This window comes from Achromobacter sp. 1014246743 (assembly GCF_059760725.1).
In genome coordinates this window covers 1-22,231 of sequence record NZ_JCBANA010000009.1, presented here as the reverse complement: position 1 = coordinate 22,231, position 22,231 = coordinate 1, and the positions used below count along the sequence as shown (strand labels likewise).

Sequence of the window (22,231 nt, the reverse complement as noted above, 5' to 3'; positions counted from 1 at the left end):
ATCTATCTATTAAATACCGCCACCCCGCCCCGGGTCAAGCCAGCCGTGCCGATGGCCAGGAAGCCCGCGCAAGGCCCTAGCCACGCCAATGAAAAAAGCGGCCCCCTCAGGGGCCGCCTTCATGGATGCCGCGCATCCCGCCGCAATCAGCCCAGCACGGGCGACAGCAACGGTTGCTTGGGCCGCACATCCAGCGCCCGGCCCTTGCGTGCGCGCTTGCCGACATAGATTGCCAACGCGTCGCCGACCAGGATGTCTTCGGTGTGCTTGTTGCGATAGATGCCCGCGGCGCGCAGGCCGAGCGCACCGATCGGCACGGTCTGGTCGAGCTTGTCCGCGCCATCCAGGCCCATCAGGATGGTGCCGCGGCCGCCGCCGGACAGCGCCTTGACCTCGTCCAGCCCGAACACCAGGAACTTGCCCTTCTGCGACAGCAGGGCCAGCTGCTTGGCGCCGTCGAACAACGGCACGGGGTGCAGCAGTTCATCGCCCGCTTCCAGCGTGATGAATTGCTTGCCGGCGCGCTGACGGCTGACCATGTCCGACAGCTTGGCCGAGAAGCCATAGCCGCCGCGCGTGGCCAGCAGCCAGCGGCTGTCAGGCGCCGCCGCGATGGTGTGCACGATGCGCGAACCGCTTTCCAGGTCGATCATGGTGGTGACCGGCTGGCCGTCGCCGCGCGCCGACGGCAGGCTGGCCACCGGCACCGAATAGACCCGGCCGTTGTCGCCCATCGCGATCAGCGTGTCGGTGGTGCGGCATTCGAAAGCGCCGTACATGTCGTCGCCCTGCTTGAAGGCGAATTGCGACTTGTCGTGGCCGTGGCCTTGGCGGGCACGCAGCCAGCCCTTTTGCGACACCACCACGGTCACCGGCTCGTCCAGCACCTTGGTTTCGAGCACGGCGCGTTCGGCGGTTTCGATCAGGGTGCGGCGGTCGTCGCCATACTGCTTGGCGTCGGCCTCGATTTCCTTGATCAGCAGGCGCTTGAGGCTGTTGGGGTTGTCCAGCAGCTCTTGCAGCGCAAGCTGGTCCTTGCGCTTTTCTTCAAGCTCTTTCTCGATCTTGAAGCCTTCCAGGCGCGCCAGCTGACGCAGGCGCATTTCCAGGATGTCTTCGGCCTGACGCTCGGACAGCTTGAAGCGTTCCATCAGGGCCGCGCGCGGCTCGTCGGATTCGCGAATGGTCTGGATGACCTCTTCGACGTTCAGGTAGACCACCATGCGGCCTTCCAGCACGTGGATGCGGTCGATGACCTTGTCCAGGCGGAAGCGGGTGCGGCGCACGACGGTGTGGGTGCGGAATGCCAGCCATTCGACCAGGACATCGCGCAAGCCCTTCTGGCGTGGACGGCCATCGGTGCCGATGCAGACCAGGTTGATCGAGGCGCTGCTTTCCATGCTGGTCTGGGCCAGCAGGGTGTTGACGAATTCGTCGCGATCGACGCGCGAGGTCTTGGGTTCGAACACCAGGCGCACCGCGGCATCCTTGCCGGATTCGTCGCGCACGGCGTCCAGCAGGTTCAGCATCACGGCCTTGGCCTGGGTCTGCTCGGGCGTCAGGCTCTTCTTGCCGCTCTTGACCTTGGGGTTGGTGATTTCCTCGATTTCCTCGAGCACCTTCTGGCCCGAGGTGCCCGGCGGCAGTTCGGTGACCACCAACTGCCACTGGCCGCGCGCCATTTCCTCGAACGTCCAGCGGGCCCGCACTTTCAGCGAACCGCGGCCGCCCGCGTAGATCTGCGCAATGTCGGCAGCGGGGGTGATGATCTGCCCGCCCCCGGCGAAATCAGGGCCGGGAATCATGCCGTAGAGTTCGGCGTCCGGCAGTTGCGGGTGCTTGATCAACGCCACGCAGGCCTGCGCGACCTCGCGCAGGTTGTGCGGCGGAATCTCGGTAGCCATGCCGACCGCGATGCCCGATGCGCCATTGAGCAGCATGACGGGCAGGCGCGCCGGCAGCATCTGGGGCTCTTGCTGGCTGCCGTCGTAGTTGGGCACGAAATCGACCGTGCCTTCGTCCAGTTCGTCCAGCAGCAGCTTGGCGATGGGCGTCAGGCGCGCTTCGGTGTAGCGCATCGCCGCAGCGTTGTCGCCGTCGCGCGAGCCGAAGTTGCCCTGGCCGTCGATCAGCGGGTAGCGCAGGGAAAAATCCTGCGCCATCCGCACCATGGCGTCGTAGGCCGCCTGGTCGCCGTGGGGGTGATATTTGCCCAGCACATCGCCCACGACGCGCGCGGATTTCACCGGCTTGGCCCCCGCGGCCAGGCCCATGGCCTGCATTGCGTACAGGATACGGCGCTGCACGGGCTTTTGCCCGTCGCCCACGTCCGGCAGGGCCCGGCCCCGCACCACGGATACTGCGTAGTCCAGATAAGCCTGTTCGGCATAGCGCGCCAGGGTGATGGCGGCATCGCCGCCCTCTTCGGGTGCGGCGTCGAACAAACCGTGTTGATTGCTGTCGGTCATGATGGTTTCAGGTAGACAAATTCATTGAAACGGCGTCATTGGGAACGCGCGGCGTCCAGCAGCTGGATATCGGCCACGTGCTCGCGCAATTGGGCGCGCACGGCGTCCAGCGTCGCGGCGTCTTGCCCGCGCTTGGGGATGATCACGCCCTGCAGGGTGCCCAGGATGACGTAGAGGTGCTGCGGCGTTTCCTCGACCCGCCGCACATCGCCCCAGGGGAGCTGCCCGGACGCGCCGGCAACGGTGTCGTCGATGCCTGCCGGCCCGAAGACCAGTTGATGGCGCCCCAGGAACAGGCCGTCGGGCTGCTTGGCCAGCATGCGTCGCGTGTTCATGCGCACCAGCCCCGGCAGCACGAACTCGTAGGCCAGCGCCAGCAACACCAGAATGCCCAGGCCCACGGCCAGGCCCTCGAAGTACACGGGCAGCATCAGGCCCCAGTTGGGCCCATTGCCGCCCCAGGTCTGCCAGGCCAGGTACGCGAACAGCACCACGATCATCAGCACCGCAAAGCGCAGGTGCGAGCGGTAGCGACGACGGCGCAACTCCGGCCGCTTGTAGACATACGCCGAGAAATCGGCGTAGTCGTCGGCCGTGAGGTCGACCGCCATGGACGCGGGCGGCAACGCCATCAGATGTCGAGCTCCGCCAGGTTGCCCTTTTCTTCGATCCAGGCGCGGCGCTGCGACGATTCGCCCTTGCCCATCAGCATGTCGAACATGCGGGTGGTGTCTTCGGGGGTCTGGTCGCCATAACCCACGGGCAGCAGCCGGCGCGTGTCCGGGTTCATGGTGGTTTCCCACAGCTGTTCGGGGTTCATTTCGCCCAGGCCCTTGAAGCGGCTGACCGCCCAGGCGCCTTCGCGCGAGCCTTCCTTGCGCAGCTTGTCCTGCGCGGCTTCGAGCTCGCCTTCGTCCAGGCAGTAGATCTTGCGCGCCGGACGCTTGCCCTGCGCCGGAACATCCAGGCGGAACAGCGGCGGCTTGGCCACGAACACATTGCCGGCTTCGACCAGCTTGGGGAAGTGCTTGTAGAACAGCGTCAGGAGCAGCACCTGGATGTGCGAGCCGTCGACGTCGGCGTCAGACAGGATGCAGATGCGGCCATAGCGCAGGCCGGACAGGTCCGGCGTGTCGTTGGGCCCGTGGGGGTCCACGCCGATGGCGACGGAAATGTCGTGGATTTCGTTGTTGGCGAACAGGCGGTCGCGGTCGACTTCCCAGGAATTGAGCACCTTGCCGCGCAGCGGCAGGATGGCCTGGAATTCCTTGTCGCGACCCATCTTGGCCGACCCACCAGCCGAATCACCCTCGACCAGGAAAACTTCGGTCCGGGTGGCGTCGCTGGATTCACAGTCGGTCAGCTTGCCCGGCAGCACGGCCACCCCGGAACTCTTGCGCTTTTCGACCTTCTGCGCCGAACGCTGGCGCGCCTGCGCCTGGCGAATGGCCAATTCAGCCAGCTTCTTGCCGTATTCCACATTGCTGTGCAGCCAGAGATCGAGCGCGCTCTTGGAAAAGCCGCCCACCAGGCGAACCGCGTCGCGGCTGTTCAGGCGTTCTTTGATCTGGCCCTGGAATTGCGGGTCAAGCACCTTGGCCGACAGCACGAAGCTGGCGCGGGCGAACACGTCTTCGGGCAGCAGCTTCACGCCCTTGGGCAGCAGGCTGTGCAGTTCGGCAAAGCCCTTGACCGCACCAAACAGGCCTTCTCGCAGGCCGGATTCGTGCGTGCCGCCGGCCGGCGTGGGAATCAGGTTGACGTAGGACTCGCGCACGGCGTTGCCGTCTTCGGTCCAGGCCACGACCCACTGGGCGCCCTCGCCTTCGGCGAAGTTCTCGTGGTCGGCGCCGGCGTATTGCTCGCCTTCGAAGAACGGCACCATCAGTTCGGCGCCGGACAGCGCCTCGGCCAGGTAGCCGCGCAGGCCGTCCTGGTACTGCCAGGTCTTGGTGTCGCCGGTCTTTTCATTGACCAGCAGCACCTTCACGCCCGGCAGCAGCACGGCCTTGCTGCGCAACAGGTGGGTCAGCTCGCCCAGCGGAATATTGGGGCTGTCGAAATACTTCGCGTCAGGCCAGACCCGCACGCGGGTGCCCGACTTCTTGCGGCCGCCCTGGTCATAGGGCGCCAGGGGTTCGGCGACGTCGCCCCCCTTGAAGACCAGGCGGTTGACCGCCCCGTCGCGCCAGACCACGACTTCAAGGCGGGTAGCCAGGGCATTGGTGACGGATACGCCGACGCCGTGCAGGCCGCCCGAAAACGCATAGGCGCCGCCGCCGGCCTTGTCGAACTTGCCGCCTGCGTGCAGGCGGGTGAACACCAGCTCCACCACGGGCGCGTGTTCTTCGGGGTGCAGGCCGACGGGAATGCCGCGGCCGTCATCTTCGACGGAAACGCTGCCATCGATGTGCAGCGTGACCTGTATCTGTTTGCCGTAGCCCGCCAGGGCTTCGTCTGCGGCGTTATCAATGACCTCCTGCACGACGTGCAGGGGGTTTTCGGTGCGGGTGTACATGCCCGGGCGCTGGCGCACGGGCTCCAGCCCCTTCAGGACGCGGATGGACGCCTCGTTGTAACGTGGAGTGGCCAAGTTATCCCCAACATCTGTGGAAAAAAACCGACATTTTACGGATAAGCCCAGATTCTGCGCGGCTCCGGGTGGAATGCGCACGACCTGACCAGCTCCGAATTCGGTAGGATGACGATAGACACAGCGAGCGTAGCCGGGTTCAACCAACCCGATCACGACAACTGCGCCGCAACATCCTACACAAAAGCGGCAAACCCTGTTGTTATAAACAGTGGTATGACTGTCGTTATTGACAGTGGTATGCTTTAATCCATTCCACAAACAAGAACAACGGCAAGGCGCGTCCCTTTTTTCGCGCCTTTTGCTGCCGAACCGAGAATCACCATCATGAGCGACCAAATCAAGAACGTCAGTGACGCGAGCTTCGATGCCGATGTGTTGAAATCCGGCCAGCCGGTGCTGGTGGACTACTGGGCTGCCTGGTGTGGCCCCTGCAAGATGATTGCCCCGATCCTGGAAGAAGTCGCCACCGAGTACGCAGGTCGCCTGACGATCGCGAAGCTGAACGTGGACGAAAACCAGGGCACTGCCTCCAAGTACGGCATCCGCGGCATTCCCACCCTTATGCTCTTTAAAGACGGCCAGGCTGCCGCCACCAAGGTTGGCGCGCTGTCGAAGTCGCAACTCACCGCATTCCTGGACGGCGCGTTGTAAACTGCGTGCTGTGAACGAAGGCGCCGCCCTGGTGGCGGCGCTCATTCAATACCGCGCGAGCCCGTCCGTGGCGCGCCGCCAGAACCCTCCTTTACTTTTCCCCCACCACTCACCGCGATGCACCTCAACGAACTGAAGGCGCTGCATGTCTCGCAGCTGCTGGAAATGGCCGCTGGCCTGGAAATCGAGAACGCCAACCGCCTGCGCAAGCAGGAGCTGATGTTCGCCATCATGAAACGGCGCGCCAAGCAGGGCGAGCAGATCTTTGGCGACGGCGTGCTTGAAGTCCTGCCCGACGGCTTCGGTTTCCTGCGCTCGCCCGAGACCTCGTATCTGGCCAGCACGGACGACATCTACATCTCGCCCTCCCAGATTCGCCGTTTCAACCTGCACACCGGCGACTCGATCGAAGGTGAAGTGCGCACGCCCAAGGATGGCGAGCGTTACTTTGCGCTGGTCAAGGTGGACAAGGTCAATGGCGTGGCGCCCGAGGCGATCAAGCATCGCATCATGTTCGAGAACCTGACGCCGCTGCACCCGAACCGGACCATGCGTCTGGAACGCGACATCAAGAGCGAAGAAAACCTCACGGGCCGCATCCTCGACGTCTTCGCCCCCATCGGCATGGGCCAGCGCGGCCTGATCGTCGCCAGCCCCAAGTCGGGCAAGACGGTGATGATGCAGCACATTGCGCACGCCATCACCACCAACTACCCCGACGCCGTCATGATCGTCCTGCTGGTGGACGAGCGCCCGGAAGAAGTGACCGAAATGCAGCGCACCGTGCGCGGCGAAGTGGTGGCCTCGACCTTCGATGAACCCGCCACCCGCCACGTGCAGGTTGCGGAAATGGTCATCGAAAAGGCCAAGCGCCTGGTCGAAATGAAGAAAGACGTGGTGATCCTGCTGGACTCGATCACCCGCCTGGCCCGCGCCTACAACACCGTCGTGCCGGCTTCCGGCAAGGTGCTGACCGGCGGCGTGGACGCCAATGCCCTGCAGCGCCCCAAGCGCTTCTTCGGTGCGGCGCGCAACCTCGAGGAAGGCGGTTCGCTGACCATCCTGGGCACCGCGCTGATCGAAACCGGCAGCCGCATGGACGAAGTCATCTACGAAGAATTCAAGGGCACGGGCAACTCCGAAGTCCACCTTGAACGTCGTCTGGCTGAAAAGCGCGTCTACCCGTCGATCAACCTGAACAAGTCGGGCACTCGCCGCGAAGAACTGCTGATCGCGCCGGACCTGCTGCAAAAGGTCTGGGTACTGCGCAAGTTCATCCACGACATGGACGAAGTCCAATCCATGGAATTCATCCTGGACAAGATGCGCGCCACCAAGACCAATGCCGAATTCTTCGACATGATGAAGAAGAAGTAAGCTGCCCAGACGTAAGCCACCCTTACGCGATTGGCATTGATTTGGCGAGGACAGCCCCAGGGCGGTCCTCGCCAAATGCTTTATGGGGCGGCGTTTCGGTCAGCCTTTGAGCCAGCGATCGGCAGGCCTGCGGCGGTGCCCGCATTCGTGCCCGGTGTTCACTGCACCTTGGGATCAGGGAATGGCAACTTGTCCTGGGAGGAACTCGGCTGGGCCTTCCACTTCTTGCCCTGCTTGTAGAAGTCCATCTGGTTCTCGTTGACCACCGCCCCCATCGTCACCGCCACCGTGCACGCCACCTGCCCCGGGTGGGTGGCTTCTTCGGCGGCCACGCAGGTGCCCAGCTTGACCTTGGACGGGCGCGACAAGCCGGTGCCTTCCAGCATGTCGACAATGGCATCCGTGGCCTCGGCAATGGTGGGCAGCACCAGGCTCTGGGCCTGGGCCCAGGCGGAAACGCTCATCAATGCGACCGCCGTTACCACGCGGATCCGGGACTTGGGCATCTGTCAGCTCCATCAGTATTGGGACTGACGCAGCTTATAGGCAGGGCCACGTTGCTGTCTGTACGGTCTGTATCGCAATGTCAGGCCTGGCGCGGGCCGCCCAGATCAGTGTTCGATGAACTCTTCCAGGCTGCGTGGCTTGGGCGTCTGCTTGGGCGCCGGCTTGCCCGAGGCGTCGATGGGATCGATCTGCGGATCGTCCCAGCTACCCGTGACGGCGTATTCCAGGGTCATGGCGCGGGCCAGCGGCTGCTTGAGCAACCATTGCGTCACGAACGCCCCCAGGCCAATCAACGGGTTGACGGCCAGCGCCGTCACCATGGCCGCGCCACTGGCGTCCAGGTTGGGAATGACCACCGCCTTCAGGTTCCAGCGCTCCTGCACGATATTGACGCCGCCGGCCAGCACGATGGCGGCGACCGGGCCATTGAGTTTGTAGCCCTCGGTGGTCAGCGAGCCGTCGGCCATCTTGACCTGACCGCGCACGGTATCGAACGGAAAGCCATCGCGCAGCAAGTTGGTGGGGTTGACGTCCAGCCGGGCCAGGCGCTGCAAGGATTGCAGCGACAGCAACTCGAGCAAGCGGGCCGTGCGCGAGTTCACGTGCATGAAGCGGCCCTTGTCCAGGCTGATCTCGGCGTCGCCGACGATGTCGGCAATATTGTGGGTCCAGGGCAGATTGCGCCAGGTCGCCTTGCCTTTGACGCTGCCCGTGCCGCCTGACACCACGCGTTCGAAGCCGATGCGGTCCATGAAGGCCCCCACGTTCTCGAACTTGGCGGTCGCGTCCACCGTCAGCCCGCGGTCCGGGCCTTCGAGCCGCCAGGCGCCGGTGGCATTCAGTGTGGCGGCGTCGTTGGTGATCGACAGTTTGTCCAGGCGCCATTGGCGGCCCCGTTCCAGATTGGTGCCCAGCACCTGCAATTCGCCCAGGTTCTTGCCATACAGCTTGAATTCCTTGGCTTGCAGGTCGATGGCGGGAATATCGGACAGGTCGCTACCCGACGACAAGGCCTTGTCGGCCTCGTTGGTGTCGTCCGCGCCGCCCAGCGCCAGGTGTTTCAGCCGGGCCGTGATCTGGCCCGCGATGGCGCCCGAAGCCTCGCGCCACGACAGCGAACCGGCCGCCTGGCGCGATTCGATATCCACGCGCCACTGCGCTGGCGCCGGGCGGGTGGCGTACAGGGTCAGGTCGTTCAGGGTGTAGCCGCTGGTGCGCAGGACGCCCGTGGCCAGGCTGACCCGCTCGGGCTGCGGCAGCAGCGGGCGGGCTGCCGGGCGCCCCTTGACCGGGGGCGGACTGAAACCGTCGGACACGGCCTCCCAGGCATCCATGTCCAGTTCGGGCAGGCTGGCGCTCAGGCTCAGGCCGCGTTCGGGCAGGCTGGCCGGTCGGCCGATGCCCAGGGTGCCGCGGGCAAAATACGAGGGCGCGGAATCCGTCGGATCACGTTCGAACAGCGCGTTGATGTTCTCGCCCAGGCTGGCGGTCAGCCAGCGCCGGCCCTTGGCGCCGCGATCCTGTGCAGCGCCCCACTGCAGCTTGAGTGTTTGCGCAGTGGCTGCCGGCTTGCCCACCGGCGCGGGCATGTTGATTGCCATGCCGACCAGATCGGTTTCCATCGACAATTCGACCGAACCGCCTCGCTGATAGCCGACCGCCCCCTTGTAGGCCGCCTTGCCCGAAAAAAGCGCCATCGACGGCGTATTGCTGATCTGGGTCAGGCCCGATCCCGCCAGCACGCCATCAAAGCGCAGGACGTCCTTGGGCTGCGACAGGCTGCCGGCGATCTTGACCGGACCGCCCAGGAACTGCGCGCGGATTTCCTTGGTATGCACCCCTTTTTCCGAGAAGTCCAGGTCGCCGTGCATCTGGCTGAGCAAGGGCATTTCGGGCATGAAGGTGAACGTGTTGTCGGCGAACTGGATCTTGCCCTCGACCTGCGTGTCGTCGGTGTTCATCAACGGCACCTTCAACTTCAGCGGCATGCGCCAGTTGCCGGTGCCCCGGGCTTCGTCCAACGCTCCGTCGAGCAGGCCGCCCAGCGGCGAGCTCTCCGCCAGCGCCAGGTAGGCGGACACCGGGCCGGTCGTGTCGCCATCGACCGTCAGCAGGGCGTTGTGCTCCATGTCGGGAATGCTGGCGGTCACTGCGCCCAGGGTCACCGTCTGGTCCGGACCGGTATGCGCCACCGCACCGCCGGGGCTGTCGAGCACCAGGCCCACCTTGTCGACCCGGAAGCTGCCAGAGAGGTTTTCGAGCATCGGCCAGCCCTTGCGGTGGCTGCGCGCCGGCGCGTAATCGACCTTGGCACCGGTATAGGCGCCGGCGATGACGAATTCGCCGGTCGAACCCGGCGCCCCAAAGGGAAACTCGTCCAGGTCCCCCTTGAGGGTGATGGCGGCCGATTCCATCTGGCCGGCGGGCAAGCCGGTGGCCAGCCACTCGCGCGCGTCCGCATTGACCTCGAGCGGCAGGTAGCGGTGGATGGCGTTCATCTTGCCCCGCACCAGCGTGCCGCGCATATCGACGCTGCCCGCCCCGGTCTTGCCCTCTTTGCGCCATTGGCCTTGCAGGCGGACGTCCAGGTCGCTGTTGGCGATCCGCAGCTGGCCGACGTCCACGAACCAGTTCCTGGCATCGACGCCTTTGGTCTGGGCGTCCAATGCCAGTTCGTCGGCCACCAGCTCGGGCTGTTCGAATACGCCCGGCAGCGCCACGCGCAACTGTTCGACGCGCCCTTTGACCGACAGATTCGCCGCGCCGGAACTGCGCGCCAGCGGCAGGCCGTCAGTGTCAATGAAGTCGCCCGGCGTGCCCTCGATGCGAAGCTGGGCATAGCCGCTGCGGACCGCCGGCCCGTCGGCAGCCGCCGTCCAGCCGACGCCGCGTCCTGCCACGTCGGCCGTCAGGGTGGTGAACTTGCCATGATCCAGCTGCAGCCAGGCCCGGCCGCTGATGCGTCCCTTGACGGGAGGCGGCGGCGCCCAAGGCGCCCAGGCCTGCGGCTCGGCGTCATCGAGGGCCGCGTAGAGTTCACCGCTCCAGTTGGCCGGATTGGACGCATCGCCCGCGAACAGGCTGCGATTGAATTCGCCGCGCAGGTCCAGTTTGCGGCCCAGCGCCGGATCGGCATCGGCGCGCAGCACGAAACGATGCGACAGGCTGCCGTTGCGCACCAGGAAATCGACATTGCTCAGTACCAGGTCGGGCGCCTGGCGCATTTCATCCTGCCAGCGGATGGTGGCGCCACGGATGCGCAATTCACGCTGCGCGGTCAGCCAACGCAGCGCGGGATGATCCAGATCAGATCGGTGATCGCTGGCGTTCAGGTCGATGCTTTGGCCCGCCACCCATAGATGGTTGTCGGTATCGCGGCGCAAGGTCAGTTCGGGCTGCTCGACGCGCAGGCGCACCAGCTTGGGCGACAGGGTCAGGATGCTGCGCCAGGCGAGCACGGCGGATACCGAGGGCAGCGTCAGCACCGGCGCCTCAACGCCGTCATAGACCTGGACGTCAGCCAGTTCCAGCCGGGGATTGAGCCCCTGCCATTCCGCCTTGATGTCGCCGATCGAGACGCGTGCGCCCAACGCCTGGCTGGCGTAGGCTTCGATCTGGGGACGCCACTGGTCCACGCGCGGCAAGACCCAATAGCGCACGCCCAAGAGCCCGACGGCCACGACGCTATAGATAGTCAGCGCCGCCCAGAACAGGCAGCAGAGCACTTTTTTTGAAACAGACACGGATCGGTGGGCAGGAGAATATGTCTTGCGGTATCGTCCCCACTTATACCTGAAACGCGCCCATTCGTCTCTCGCCCGATACCCATGTCCACGCCCTCCCTGCTCGCCCCTGCCCTGGCCTGGTCCGGCCACCTGCGCCGCCGTCTGGATGCCCATCCGGACCTTGCCGCCTGGCTGGAAGACGCGGTGCGCCAGCCCGTCACCCCCGAGCGATTGGCGCAGTGGCAGGCCGAACTGGCGGGCCCGGGCGCGCCGGCGGTGCTGCCGGTGGACCTGTGCCGGCAGGTGCTGCGCAAGCTGCGCGAGCGGGTATTCAGCACGCTGATCGTGCGCGACCTGGCCGGCCAGGCGCCGCTCGAGGAAGTGGTGGGTGCAATGACGACGCTGGCCGACATGGCGGTAGCGGCGGCCTACCGTAGCGTGGCGGCCGACCTGGCCGCCGTGCACGGCGTGCCGCGCGACCCGGCCACCGGGCAGCCCCAGGAAATGCTGATCGTGGGCATGGGCAAGCTGGGCGGCTGCGAGCTCAACGTCTCGTCCGACATCGACCTGATCATGCTGTACGGCGAGGAAGGCGATACCGACGGCCCGCGCCGCATCAGCCACCACGAGTTCTACGGCCGCCTGACCCGGCGCATGATGCCCGTGCTGTCCGAAGTGGACGCCAACGGCCAGGTATTCCGTACCGACCTGCGCCTGCGCCCCGACGGCGATGCCGGCCCGCTGGCCTGGAGCCTGGACGCGCTGGAACACTACCTCATCGGCCAGGGCCGCGAATGGGAACGCTATGCCTGGCTCAAGGCGCGGCTGATGCCCGCCCAGGCATTCGAGGGCAGCGACAGCACGGCCCAGGCACGCCAGCTGGAAAGCCTGCGCGTGCCTTTCGTGTACCGCAAATATTTCGACTTCGACGCGCTGGCCGCGTTGCGCGCCCTGCGCGAACGCATCCGCCAGGACTGGCAGCGACGCGCCATGGCGCGCAATGGCATCGACAGCGCCAACAACATCAAGCTGGGCGATGGCGGCATCCGCGAGATCGAATTCGTGGTGCAACTGGCCCAGCTGATCCGTGGCGGCCGCATGCCGGCCCTGCAAAAGCGGGGCTTGCTGGAAGCGCTGCACGCCGAATGCGTCGCCGGTCTGGTGCCCGAAGACGACGCGCGCCGCCTGGAAGAGGCCTACCGTTTCCTGCGCCGCACCGAACACGCGCTGCAATACCGCGAAGACGAGCAGACCCACCTGCTGCCCGGCGACCCCACGCTGCGCGCCGGACTGGCCGCTGCGCTGGGCTTCACCCCGGAAGATTTCGAAAGCACCCTGGCCGCGCACCGCCAATTCGTCTCGCAGACCTTCCGCAACGTATTCCGGATGGTAGGCATGGACAGCGAGGACACGGCCAATGCGCCCGATGCCCAAAGCGACCCGGCGACCGACGAACCCGACAGTGAATGCGAACTGGCCGAGCAGATCCGCCAAGCCTTCGGCGACGAAGCGGACGACCTGCTGCGCCGCACCGAAACCCTGCTGGGCAGCCATCGCATCCGCAGCCTGCCGGAAAGCAGCCGCCGCCGCATGGAAGTCCTGCTGCCCGCCGCGCTGCGCGCCGCCCGCCAGACGCCGGCCCCGCTGAACGCGGCCGTGCGCCTGTTCGACCTGATCGAAAAGATTGCCCAGCGCAGCGCCTACCTGGCCCTGTTGGCGGAATACCCCGACACGCTGGCGCGAGTGGCCCGCATGGTGGCCGCCAGCCCCTGGGCAGCCCAATACCTGACGCAGCATCCGCTGCTGCTGGACAGCCTGATCGACTGGCGCACGCTGTTCGAACCGCTGGACTTCGCCCAGATCGCCCGGCAACTGCGCGCGGACCTGGACGCCTGCCGCCTGCCCGACGGCGATCCGGACATCGAACGCCAGATGAACCTGATGCGTGACGTACAGCGCCAGGCCAGCTTCCAACTGCTGGCGCAAGACCTGGAAGGCGAGCTGACGGTGGAAAAGCTGGCCGATCAGTTGTCCGCGCTGGCTGACCTGCTGCTCACCGAAACCATCCACCGCACGTGGCCCCTGGTCAACAAAGTCCCGGACGCTCCCCCTCGCTTCGCGGTGATCGCCTACGGCAAGCTGGGCGGCAAGGAACTGGGGTATTCGTCCGACCTGGACCTGGTGTTCCTGTATGACGACCCGCGCGACGACGCGTCAGAGGTCTACGCCAAGCTGGGCCGGCGCATGACATCCTGGCTGTCGACCATGACCTCGTCGGGCCGCCTGTACGAAATCGACCTGCGCCTGCGCCCGGACGGCGATGCAGGCCTGTTGGCCGTATCCGTCGAGGCCTTCGAGCAGTACCAACAGAAGCACGCCTGGGCCTGGGAGCACCAGGCGCTGACACGGGCACGCTACGCGTCGGGCGACGCGGCGGTCGGCGAGCGTTTCGAGCAGATTCGCGAGGCCATACTGGTGATGCCCCGCGATACGGCAGCCCTGCGCGACGAAGTGCTGGCCATGCGCGAGAAAATCAACGCCGGCCACCCGAACAGCAGCGGCAAGTTCGACCTGAAACACGATAGCGGCGGCATGGTCGACGTGGAATTCGTGACCCAGTACCTGGTGCTGTGCCAGGCGGGCACGCACCCCATGCTGGTGCGCAACCTGGGCAACATCACCCTGCTGCGGCTGGCCGGCGAGGCCGGTTTGATCGACCCGGGCCTGGCGGCGCGTGCGGGCGACGCCTATCGCGTACTGCGGCGCATCCAGCACCAACTGCGCATGCAGGGGGTGGAAAAGGCGCGGGTCGCGCCCGACCAGTTGCAGGCCGAGCGCACCGCTGTACGAGAGCTGTGGCAGGCGGTGTTCGGCTGAATAATGGGGGACGCTCTGGCCGCCCGCCTTGAACGCCCCCGTGCAAAGCTGGCAACTCATCGTAAAATAAGGAGTTTTCCGCCTTACTTGCCAGCCAGATATGTCCGAATTCGTGCGCCCCAAACTCGACCTGCCCGTCGGCCGCAGCAAAGTGCTGATGCACTCGTGCTGTGCCCCCTGCTCTGGCGAGGTCATGGAAGCCATGACGGCGTCGGGCATCGACTACGCGATCTACTTCTACAACCCGAACATCCATCCGGTCAAAGAGTACGAGATCCGCAAGCAGGAGAACATTCGCTTTGCCGAGCAGCACGGCATCGAATTCATCGATGCCGACTACGACATGGACAACTGGTTCGATCGCGTCAAGGGCATGGAAAACGCCCCCGAGCGCGGCGAGCGTTGCACGGCCTGCTTCGACATGCGTTTCGAACGCACCGCGCTATACGCCCACGAGCACGGCTTTGACACCATCACCAGCTCGCTCGGCATCTCGCGCTGGAAAGACATGAATCAGATCAACGGCTGCGGCGAGCGCGCGGCCGCTCGCTACGACGACCTGATCTACTGGACGTACAACTGGCGCAAGGGCGGTGGCTCGTCCCGCATGATCGAAATCAGCAAGCGCGAAAACTTCTATCAGCAGGAATACTGCGGCTGCGTCTATTCGCTGCGCGACACCAACCGCCACCGCCGCGCCCAGGGCCGCGAGCGCATCCATATCGGCGTGAAGTTCTACGGCAAGGAAGACCTGATCATCGAGGAAAACCTCTAAGGCGCTCTTGCCGGACCTGTCTGCATGAAAAAGGAGCCCCGCACGGGCTCCTTTTTCATGGGCGGCCCCTTGGCCGTGTCACGCCGACTCGTTCGGCAGACACCCCTTGCGCCGGTATTCCGACGGCGACACGCCATAGCGGTTGCGAAATGCATGGCTGAACCGCGCCGCGTCTGAAAAGCCGTGCTGGAAGGCGATATCGCCGATCTGCCGCGCGGTCTGCGTCGCATCGCCCAGCATGCGCCGGGAACGCTCGAGCCGGGCGCTCAGGATGAAATCGGCGGGCGTGGTGGCGGCCAGGGCAAACAGGTTGTACAGATAGCGGCGCGACACGCGCAGGGCTGCCGCGGCCGTCGCGGGCGACAAATCCGGATCATGCAGGTTTTCGACCAGATACTGCTGCACCCGGCGCAGTTGCGCCTGGCGCATGTCCGCTTGATCTTGTTCGGCCTGCCCGCCCGCCCTTTCGCTGATGTCCAGCCCCATCATCTGCATGACGGCATTGGCGGCATCGCGCGACGCGCTGTCGGAAAGATGCCCGTGTTCGCCCAAGGCGACCCGCAGCAAGTCCATCGCCATGCGGCCGCAGCCGTGCCGAGCGCTGAAACTGCGCGCCACGGAATTCTTCATGAAAGGATGCCAGGCTTCGGAATGTTTGCCCGGCACCAGCATGACCAGAAAGTGCGCGTCGTCGTCGACATCGACCTCGTAGGGACGAGTCGTGTCGTAGATGCCCCAATCACCAGGCATCAGCAATGCCGTGCGGGCAGCCTGCCGGATTTCACTGCGGCCGCCCAGTTGCAGCGTCACCTTGTAGCCTGACACGTCGGCGCGGTCGGCCAACTGCTTGGTGCGTCGCACGCGTTGCGCGCCGGTATGCATTTCGCAGATCTGCATCCAGCCCAGGTAATCCATCGCCACGCTGCTGCGAAAGCGCGACGGGTGCACCGCAGACACTTCCAGCGGTACGAACGTATTGCTGATACTTTCCTTCCAGCTGGCGCAATCCAGGAACTGCTGGGGCGCGCTGCGTATAAGGGGCTGGTGCATGGCGACTCCGGCGCACGGCATGAAACAGAGCGGTCTTCTTTCTATCACCGAGCACCTGACAGCGAGTATCCGTGACAACCCCTAAAAGCCACGTGCCCCTAGGGCTTTCGGGCGCTGCCGTAGGAATAATCAGACAAAATGAACCCTTGCTTGGCCAATTCTTGCGCCAATCCGTGGCGTACCGGCACCACGTCCGGGTAACGCCTGGGGCGCGCCGCCGCCACTTCGGCTTCGGTATACGGCTGAAACCCGCTTGGAAGCTGCGCCGGACTGAAGCTGAGCAGCACCCAATTCAGCACGGCGGCCAGATCCGCATTACTCAGTGGCGAGTATGCCGCCCCCGGCACCCGAACCAAGTACTCGCGTCCCGCCGGCAGTCGCGCAAAGGCCCCCACCGAATTACGGAAATCCGGAATCCCGTGGGGCGTACTGCCGCGACCGTCGACCCGATGACAGCCCGCACACTGCAGCACGTAGTCGGCACGGGCCCCGGGCCACAACGCGCCGGCGGCCGCCGGCTCTACGGCCGAGGTGGCCGGCGCCGCGGCAGCGCCACCGGCGGCCGGGGCTTCGAGCGCCTGCGACGCGGTCGCAACCAGACTCGCCAATACCGCGACCAGCCGGCGCCCCCACCCACAGCGAGGCCCAAAAAGTCGTGTGTTCATGGCTTCTTCTTGGCCAACCCCACGATCACGGAGGTGGTGCAATGGAAAATGGACGACTCGTTGGACATGCACCAGTTGACGTCGTTGTGCAGGAACATCTGATAGCCAGGGCGCTCGCGCTCGGCAGCCGCGCACATGCACTTGCCGCAAGCCGTCTTGCCGCAGCAATCGTTGTAGCTGATGAGATAGTCCTTGCCGTCCATCGGGTTGTGGCAGGTGCCGATCCAGGAAACGGCCGAAGGCGATGTGCCCGGCGGGCAAGACGTGGTGCTGCCGCCGCAGCATGAACACAGAAAGCCGTCCACCGCGCAATAGCGCCAGTAGTCGCAGGCGGTTTCGTCTGTCTGCGGTTTCTTGGCGGCTGCCGGCGCCGAGCGGGCCACCGGCAACACCGGCACCAGGAAGGCGGTACCCACCAGCACCTTGCCAATGCGGTTCAGCACGCTGCGCCGCGACGTGGCGTGCGCCATCGAGCGCGTGGCGCGCTCTCCAAGCTTATCCAACCAGAGCATTGCGGTTCTCCTTGCGGGAAATGCGGGTCTCGTCCAGCGAACCGGCGGCCAGGAATTCCTGCACCGACGCCACGCCCAGTTCCTTGGCCGTGAACAGGCTTTCAAGCTGTTCGCGGGAATTGATCAGGCCCTTGGCGCGGATGACGCCGGTCTCGTCGATCAGCACGGCGTACGGCAGCTTGCTGATCTGGAATTTCATGCCCAGTTCGGTGGACAGCAGGTACGGAAAGCGCTCAAGGCCGGCCTGACGGTAGAAAGCCAGGTGTTCGGGCATTTCGCCGTCGCTGGCCAGCACGATGCGCAGCCAGGCGCTTTCCGTGCCGGCCACGGATTTCAGGATGGGCAAGAGCTTCTTGCATACCGGGCAGGAAGGCGACAGGAAGAACAGCAACTGGCTGTGCTGGCCGCGTTCACCGATGGTCAGGCGACGGCCCAGCAGGTCCGGCAGTTCGAAACGCGGTGCGGCCTCGCCTACCGCGGGCCCCTTGTCCATGGTCAGCGCGCCCATCGGGGCCACGCGTTCGTACAGCACGCCGATCTGGCGCGACAGCGCCAGAATGACCAGCAGCAGGCAGAGCACGACGCCCCACAGCAGGAAATTGGAGATGATCAAGGCTTCCATGTTTTGTTCCTTGGTTCTAGTGATGCAGCTGCTGCAGCTTCAGGTGTGAAGCCAGCAGATGGTTGACTGTGAAGTACAGGGCCACGGCGCTCATGGCCAGCCCGAAGACCGAGGCGGCGTCGGCCCATTGCAGGCTGCGCGATGCCCCTTGGGCGGCGGTAAAGATGGGCAGGGTCCATAGCGCCAGCAGGGCGTTGCGCAGCACCATCCACCAGGACAGGCCCGCGCCACGCGCCGCCGCGCCGCGAAAGGCGGGCCCTCCGCAACCGCAGTCGATGTCGCGGCGCCCACGCGCCAGGTTGACCGCCACGCCGGCCGTGGCCACGGCCAGCACGGCCAAGGCCAGCGCAGCGCCGGAAGACCGGCTCGCGGGCACCAGCAGCAGCGCGCCGGCCAGGGCCTCCGCCAGGACATAGACCCATGCAAAGGCGGCGGCCAGGCCGGCAGGCACGATCTCGTAGGCGGTCACGGCGGCAACAAACGCCGCCATATCCTTGAGCTTTTCCAGCGCCCCCAGCAGCAGTACGCAGGCCAGCGCGGCACTTGCGGCGTAAAGCAGGACGGGATCGGTCATCGGGCGCCTCCGGGTTGGGGTTCGACCTGCAGCGCGGTTTCGCCGGCGCCCTGGATCGTGCCCTTGAACACCGGCGCCGCTGGCGCGGCGTCGTAGATGTTGACGTTGCCGCCATCCAGCGTGAACAGGCGCGGCTTGTCGTCTTGCGACACCGACATCGACAGCGCGTTCTTGCCAGGTATGCGCGCCAGCCGCTTGTGCGTGGCCAGGTCGTATACCCAGATTTCCGCAGCGGGCGTCTTGTGCGAGCCTTCGACGCCGTTCGGGTGCATGCCCACGTAAAGACGCTTGCTATTGCGGTTGACAGCCAGCAGGTTGTAGCCGCCCGGCCGCCAGCCGCGATCTTTGCCGGACTTGTCCAGCAGCGACCACGGTTCAGCGAACTTTGCATCCTGGCCGCTGAAATCGGCGCTGTAGACATTGCCGTTGTACGACACGAAGTAGAAGGTGTCGCCCAGGTTGCCCGTGTGCGTGAAGATCGGGTCCTTCTCGACGTCGAACATGGGCTTGCTGCGCTGCTGGCCCGACGGCTTGCCGGCGGCGTCCAGGTCGACGGTGATGAAGGTGCCGTCACCGCAGATGCTGGCAAAACTGCGCGGCCGCGACGGTGGCACGATGATGCTCCAGCAACCGGCGGAGGCGGTGACTTCATCGGCAAACGTGCGGGCCTTCAGGTCCACCACGGTTACGGACGACGCGGGCGTGGCGTTCTGCACGAACAGCAGGCCGCCGTCCGAACTCTGCTGGAGGTAGTTGCGATAGTTCAGCGCCTGGGCTCGCTTTTCGGGAATCTGTACCTCGAACTTGGGCGTCAGCGTTTCGGCATCCCAGGCTTCGACCACGTCGGTGCGCTTGCCACGGTTCAGGCGCTCGTAGTAGGTAGTCATGATGTAGATGTCTTTGCCGTCGGCAGACACGGTCATGTGCCCGTTGAACGACGACGGCACCAAGCCCAGGAATTTCATCGTGTCGCCGTCATAGATGTTGATGCGACTGTCGACCAGATGATTGAACACCGCATCCATCACGTACAGCCGGTGCGGCGTGGCGGGCGGCAGGCGCGTGCCCCCCTTGAGCTCTTCGTTGGGCAGATCGGCCCGGGCCATGCCAGCCGTGGCGGCCAGGGCGGCGCACAGGGCCCATTTTGCCAACTGGGCGCCAGCACGCCGTCCCGCACGCGCTGCGGCCTGCGGGCCGCGTCTGTCAGCACAAAGCGCAGTCATTGGAAGTCTCCTGGTTCATGTCCGTTGCTCCTAAAAGGCATAGACGTAGCGCATCTGCAGGCCACGCATGCGCGGGCCGTTCTCGACCTTGAGGTCGTGGATGTACTGCATCTGGATCTGGTTGGCGTCATTGATCTGGTGGGTGAGTTCCAGCGCCAGTTGGTGGTTGCGGGCGCGACTGGTGACGGTTTCACCGCTGACGCGCTCACGGCCGCCGGTCTCAAAGCGGTAGCGGATGCCCGTGTAAGTATTGGCAGTGAGGTTGGTCGAAGCCAGCGCAAAGAAGCGGAAGGACGGGTCCTTTTTCAAGGTCTGACTCATCCAGTCGGTGTTGCGACCGTAGATTTCGACTTCGCCGATGGCTTCGAGAAACGTGGATTCACCGACTCCTTTGACGAAGGAAAAGTCCTGGATGGTGGACCAGCGATTCTTGCCTGGCGAGGTATCCGGCCGTGCACCGTCGTACCGGCCCAGCGGCACCACCACGAAGGGCTCCCAGGCGAACCAGGTCTTGGTCTGCTCGTTGTTGTAGAGCCAGATTGCGGACCCCAGCGTGACGTCGCCGATGCCTGTCTGGCGGTCGCGTGACGCGCCCGGCAGTTCCATCGTGGTGCGGGATATCGGCACGATGAATTCAAGTTGCACGGTCTTGCCGAAGAACTCACGGTAGTGCATCTGGCGATAGATGGCCGCATCGACATCTACCGAGGCGCCGTCCACGCGTTTGCCCGCCGAATACAGCCCCGACGAGCGCAGGCCCGTCAGGTAGCCCGCGATGATGTTGGTACCGACCGGTGCGGGTATCCAATCGCGTGCGCTGGGATCTCCTGCCCATGCGCTCTGTGCCGTCGCCGCACACGCCAGCAGTAATGCTGCGCTTGCCCGGCCCCGGCAAATGGTCTTGCCTGCCATGCCCTTCCCCTTGGTGTCGCGGCACGCGCGTGCGCCGGTATGTCCCGGCTTGAAGCGCGCGGCCGTCAGTCTAGTAAGCGATGCAAACGGACTTCTTCTCCAGATACATGTCCAGTACGGCGCGGCCGTGCTCACGGCCGATGCCCGACTGCTTGAAACCGCCGAACGGCATGTTCGGATCGAGCATGTTGTGGGTGTTGACCCACACCGTGCCCGCATCGATGCGTGGAATCAACCGCTGCACGCGGGACAGGTCGTTGCTCCAGAGGCTGGCGCCCAGGCCAAAGGCGCTGTCGTTGGCGAGCCGCACGGCATCGTCCAGCGTGTCGAACGGCTGGGCGACGACGACCGGCCCGAAGATTTCTTCGCGAGCGATGCGGGCGTCGGCCGGCACGTCGGCGAACACCGTCGGTCGCACGAAGTAGCCGGCTCCGTCGCCGGCATTGCCCCCCGCCAACACCCGTCCGCCCTGAGCACGACCGATGCCGATGTAGTCCAGGACGCGCTGCTGATGACGTGCCGACACCAGTGGCCCCACCTGCGTGGTGGGGTCGAAGCCCGACCCCAGCTTCATGCTGGCGGCCAAGTCGGCAAGCCCCTGAACGACCTTGGCATACAGCCCCTTTTGCACGTACAACCGGGATCCGGCGGTGCAGACCTGCCCCTGGTTGAAGAAAATGGCCGCGGCCGCGCCTTGCACCGCGACGTCGGGGTCGCAGTCGTCCAGCACGATGACGGGCGACTTGCCGCCAAGTTCCAGCGAGACGCGCTTCATGTCGTCCATGGCAGCGCGCCCAATGAGCTTGCCGACTTCGGTGGACCCGGTGAACGCTATTTTGTCGACGCCGGGATGGGCCACCAGCGCCGCCCCGGCGGTTTCACCCCGGCCCGTCACGACGTTGACCACGCCGGGCGGAAAGCCCGCCTCGAGCACCAGCTCGGCCAGCCGCAGGGCGGTCAGGGGGGTTTCTTCGGCGGGCTTGAGCACCACGGTGCAGCCGGCGGCCAGTGCGGGAGCGATTTTCCAGATGGCCATCAGCAACGGGAAATTCCACGGAATGATGGCGGCCACCACGCCCACCGGCTGGGGCAAGGTATAGGCGTGGTATTGCACGCCCGGCGGAAACGGGATGGACAGTGCAAGCGTATCGCCCGTGAGCTTGGTGGCCCAGCCGGCCATGTAGCGCAGCCATTGCGCGCCGGCGCCCACTTCCAGCCCCTGGGCCACGCCCAGCAGCTTGCCGTTGTTCAAGGTTTCAAGCCGTGCCAGCGCGTTGCCGTGCTGCTCGACCAGGTCGGCCAGTTTCAGCAGCAGGCGTTCGCGGCCAGCGGGCAGCATGTCGTGCCAGGGGCCCGCAGAAAACGCCCGGCGCGCGGCCTGCACGGCCAGGTCGATCTGGGCGGGCCCAGCATCCAGTTGATGGGCGATGACCTCGCCCGTAGCGGGATTGAATACTGCGACAGGATCGCCTTGCCCTTCGCGCAGCGGTTTGCCGTCGACGATCATGAATTCGCGGATGGCCGCCAATTCGGGGCGGTCGGACGCGGGTGCGCTGGCGGGTATGCGGGCGGACGACATGCGGAAGGCTCCAACGGATAACGTTGAAGCCAGGATAGCAACGGCCTGCCGTGCTGGCTTGTCCGCCCGTGCATGGGGTTTTGTTCCCGTGCGCACGTCCAAGCAAACGGCGGAACGC

17 protein-coding genes are annotated in these 22,231 nt (G+C 65.4%); 4 read left to right on the top strand and 13 right to left on the bottom strand.

Going from position 1 to position 22,231, the window contains the following annotated elements; translation table 11 throughout:
• Positions 1 to 146 precede the first annotated feature (146 nt).
• Genes parC through AC6LJ2_RS05850 form a run of 3 tightly spaced genes read right to left on the bottom strand, consistent with a single transcriptional unit; the run spans position 147 to position 5,061 of the window.
• Entirely contained in the window at positions 147 to 2,468 is a 2,322-nt protein-coding gene (parC, locus tag AC6LJ2_RS05860; protein ID WP_498151006.1) for a DNA topoisomerase IV subunit A, read from the bottom strand.
• A 35-nt stretch (positions 2,469 to 2,503) separates the two neighbouring features.
• A complete protein-coding gene (locus AC6LJ2_RS05855) occupies positions 2,504 to 3,100 on the bottom strand; it encodes a YcxB family protein (RefSeq protein ID WP_498151005.1) in 597 nt (198 codons plus the stop codon).
• Positions 3,100 to 5,061 carry an ATP-binding protein gene (locus tag AC6LJ2_RS05850; protein WP_263913705.1) on the bottom strand — a complete coding sequence of 654 codons (1,962 nt, stop codon included), beginning with the start codon at positions 5,059 to 5,061 and terminating at the stop codon, positions 3,100 to 3,102. Before AC6LJ2_RS05850 ends, AC6LJ2_RS05855 begins: the two co-directional genes overlap by 1 nt.
• Positions 5,062 to 5,388: 327 nt before the next feature.
• Between AC6LJ2_RS05850 and trxA the strand changes: the two genes are divergently transcribed.
• Both trxA and rho read left to right on the top strand, forming a co-directional pair.
• The gene (trxA, locus tag AC6LJ2_RS05845) at positions 5,389 to 5,715 is read left to right on the top strand and encodes a thioredoxin TrxA (RefSeq protein ID WP_025135179.1); all 327 of its coding nucleotides are present in this window, start codon (positions 5,389 to 5,391) and stop codon (positions 5,713 to 5,715) included.
• 117 nt (positions 5,716 to 5,832) lie between these two features.
• The gene (gene rho / locus AC6LJ2_RS05840) at positions 5,833 to 7,092 is read left to right on the top strand and encodes a transcription termination factor Rho (RefSeq protein ID WP_006218533.1); all 1,260 of its coding nucleotides are present in this window, start codon (positions 5,833 to 5,835) and stop codon (positions 7,090 to 7,092) included.
• Between the two features lie 158 nt (positions 7,093 to 7,250).
• Here the strand turns inward: rho and AC6LJ2_RS05835 are convergent, their stop codons facing one another.
• Together AC6LJ2_RS05835 and AC6LJ2_RS05830 are read right to left on the bottom strand one after the other, a co-directional pair.
• Positions 7,251 to 7,598, bottom strand: coding sequence for a hypothetical protein (locus AC6LJ2_RS05835; protein ID WP_445658594.1), 348 nt, complete (start codon positions 7,596 to 7,598; stop codon positions 7,251 to 7,253).
• A 105-nt stretch (positions 7,599 to 7,703) separates the two neighbouring features.
• Positions 7,704 to 11,342, bottom strand: coding sequence for a YhdP family protein (locus tag AC6LJ2_RS05830; protein ID WP_498151004.1), 3,639 nt, complete (start codon positions 11,340 to 11,342; stop codon positions 7,704 to 7,706).
• A gap of 84 nt (positions 11,343 to 11,426) precedes the next feature.
• On the opposite strand from AC6LJ2_RS05830, the gene glnE reads away from it, so the two are divergent.
• Entirely contained in the window at positions 11,427 to 14,201 is a 2,775-nt protein-coding gene (glnE, locus tag AC6LJ2_RS05825) for a bifunctional [glutamate--ammonia ligase]-adenylyl-L-tyrosine phosphorylase/[glutamate--ammonia-ligase] adenylyltransferase (protein ID WP_498151003.1), read from the top strand.
• A 100-nt stretch (positions 14,202 to 14,301) separates the two neighbouring features.
• Complete coding sequence (locus AC6LJ2_RS05820; protein ID WP_498151002.1) at positions 14,302 to 14,976, top strand: epoxyqueuosine reductase QueH; 675 nt, start codon at positions 14,302 to 14,304, stop codon at positions 14,974 to 14,976.
• Positions 14,977 to 15,054: 78 nt separating this feature from the next.
• Here the strand turns inward: AC6LJ2_RS05820 and AC6LJ2_RS05815 are convergent, their stop codons facing one another.
• The 8 genes from AC6LJ2_RS05815 to styD form a co-directional block, all read right to left on the bottom strand.
• A complete protein-coding gene (locus AC6LJ2_RS05815) occupies positions 15,055 to 16,026 on the bottom strand; it encodes an AraC-like ligand-binding domain-containing protein (protein ID WP_445658590.1) in 972 nt (323 codons plus the stop codon).
• A gap of 98 nt (positions 16,027 to 16,124) precedes the next feature.
• Positions 16,125 to 16,691, bottom strand: a complete 567-nt coding sequence (locus AC6LJ2_RS05810; RefSeq protein WP_498151001.1) for a cytochrome C — start codon at positions 16,689 to 16,691, stop codon at positions 16,125 to 16,127.
• On the bottom strand, positions 16,688 to 17,203 hold the full coding sequence (locus tag AC6LJ2_RS05805; RefSeq protein ID WP_263913698.1) for a methylamine dehydrogenase light chain: 516 nt from the start codon (positions 17,201 to 17,203) through the stop codon (positions 16,688 to 16,690). The genes AC6LJ2_RS05810 and AC6LJ2_RS05805 overlap by 4 nt, the downstream gene beginning before the upstream one ends.
• Positions 17,187 to 17,825 carry a methylamine dehydrogenase accessory protein MauD gene (gene mauD / locus AC6LJ2_RS05800; RefSeq protein ID WP_263913697.1) on the bottom strand — a complete coding sequence of 213 codons (639 nt, stop codon included), beginning with the start codon at positions 17,823 to 17,825 and terminating at the stop codon, positions 17,187 to 17,189. Before mauD ends, AC6LJ2_RS05805 begins: the two co-directional genes overlap by 17 nt.
• A 16-nt stretch (positions 17,826 to 17,841) precedes the next feature.
• Positions 17,842 to 18,399: a MauE/DoxX family redox-associated membrane protein gene (locus tag AC6LJ2_RS05795; protein WP_263913696.1), complete on the bottom strand. Its 558-nt coding sequence runs from the start codon at positions 18,397 to 18,399 to the stop codon at positions 17,842 to 17,844.
• The gene (locus AC6LJ2_RS05790; protein WP_263913695.1) at positions 18,396 to 19,622 is read right to left on the bottom strand and encodes an amine dehydrogenase large subunit; all 1,227 of its coding nucleotides are present in this window, start codon (positions 19,620 to 19,622) and stop codon (positions 18,396 to 18,398) included. Before AC6LJ2_RS05790 ends, AC6LJ2_RS05795 begins: the two co-directional genes overlap by 4 nt.
• Before the next feature lie 30 nt (positions 19,623 to 19,652).
• The gene (locus tag AC6LJ2_RS05785; protein ID WP_263913694.1) at positions 19,653 to 20,534 is read right to left on the bottom strand and encodes a transporter; all 882 of its coding nucleotides are present in this window, start codon (positions 20,532 to 20,534) and stop codon (positions 19,653 to 19,655) included.
• Positions 20,535 to 20,604: 70 nt separating this feature from the next.
• Positions 20,605 to 22,113, bottom strand: coding sequence for a phenylacetaldehyde dehydrogenase StyD (styD, locus tag AC6LJ2_RS05780; RefSeq protein ID WP_498151000.1), 1,509 nt, complete (start codon positions 22,111 to 22,113; stop codon positions 20,605 to 20,607).
• Between the last annotated feature and the right edge of the window lie 118 nt (positions 22,114 to 22,231).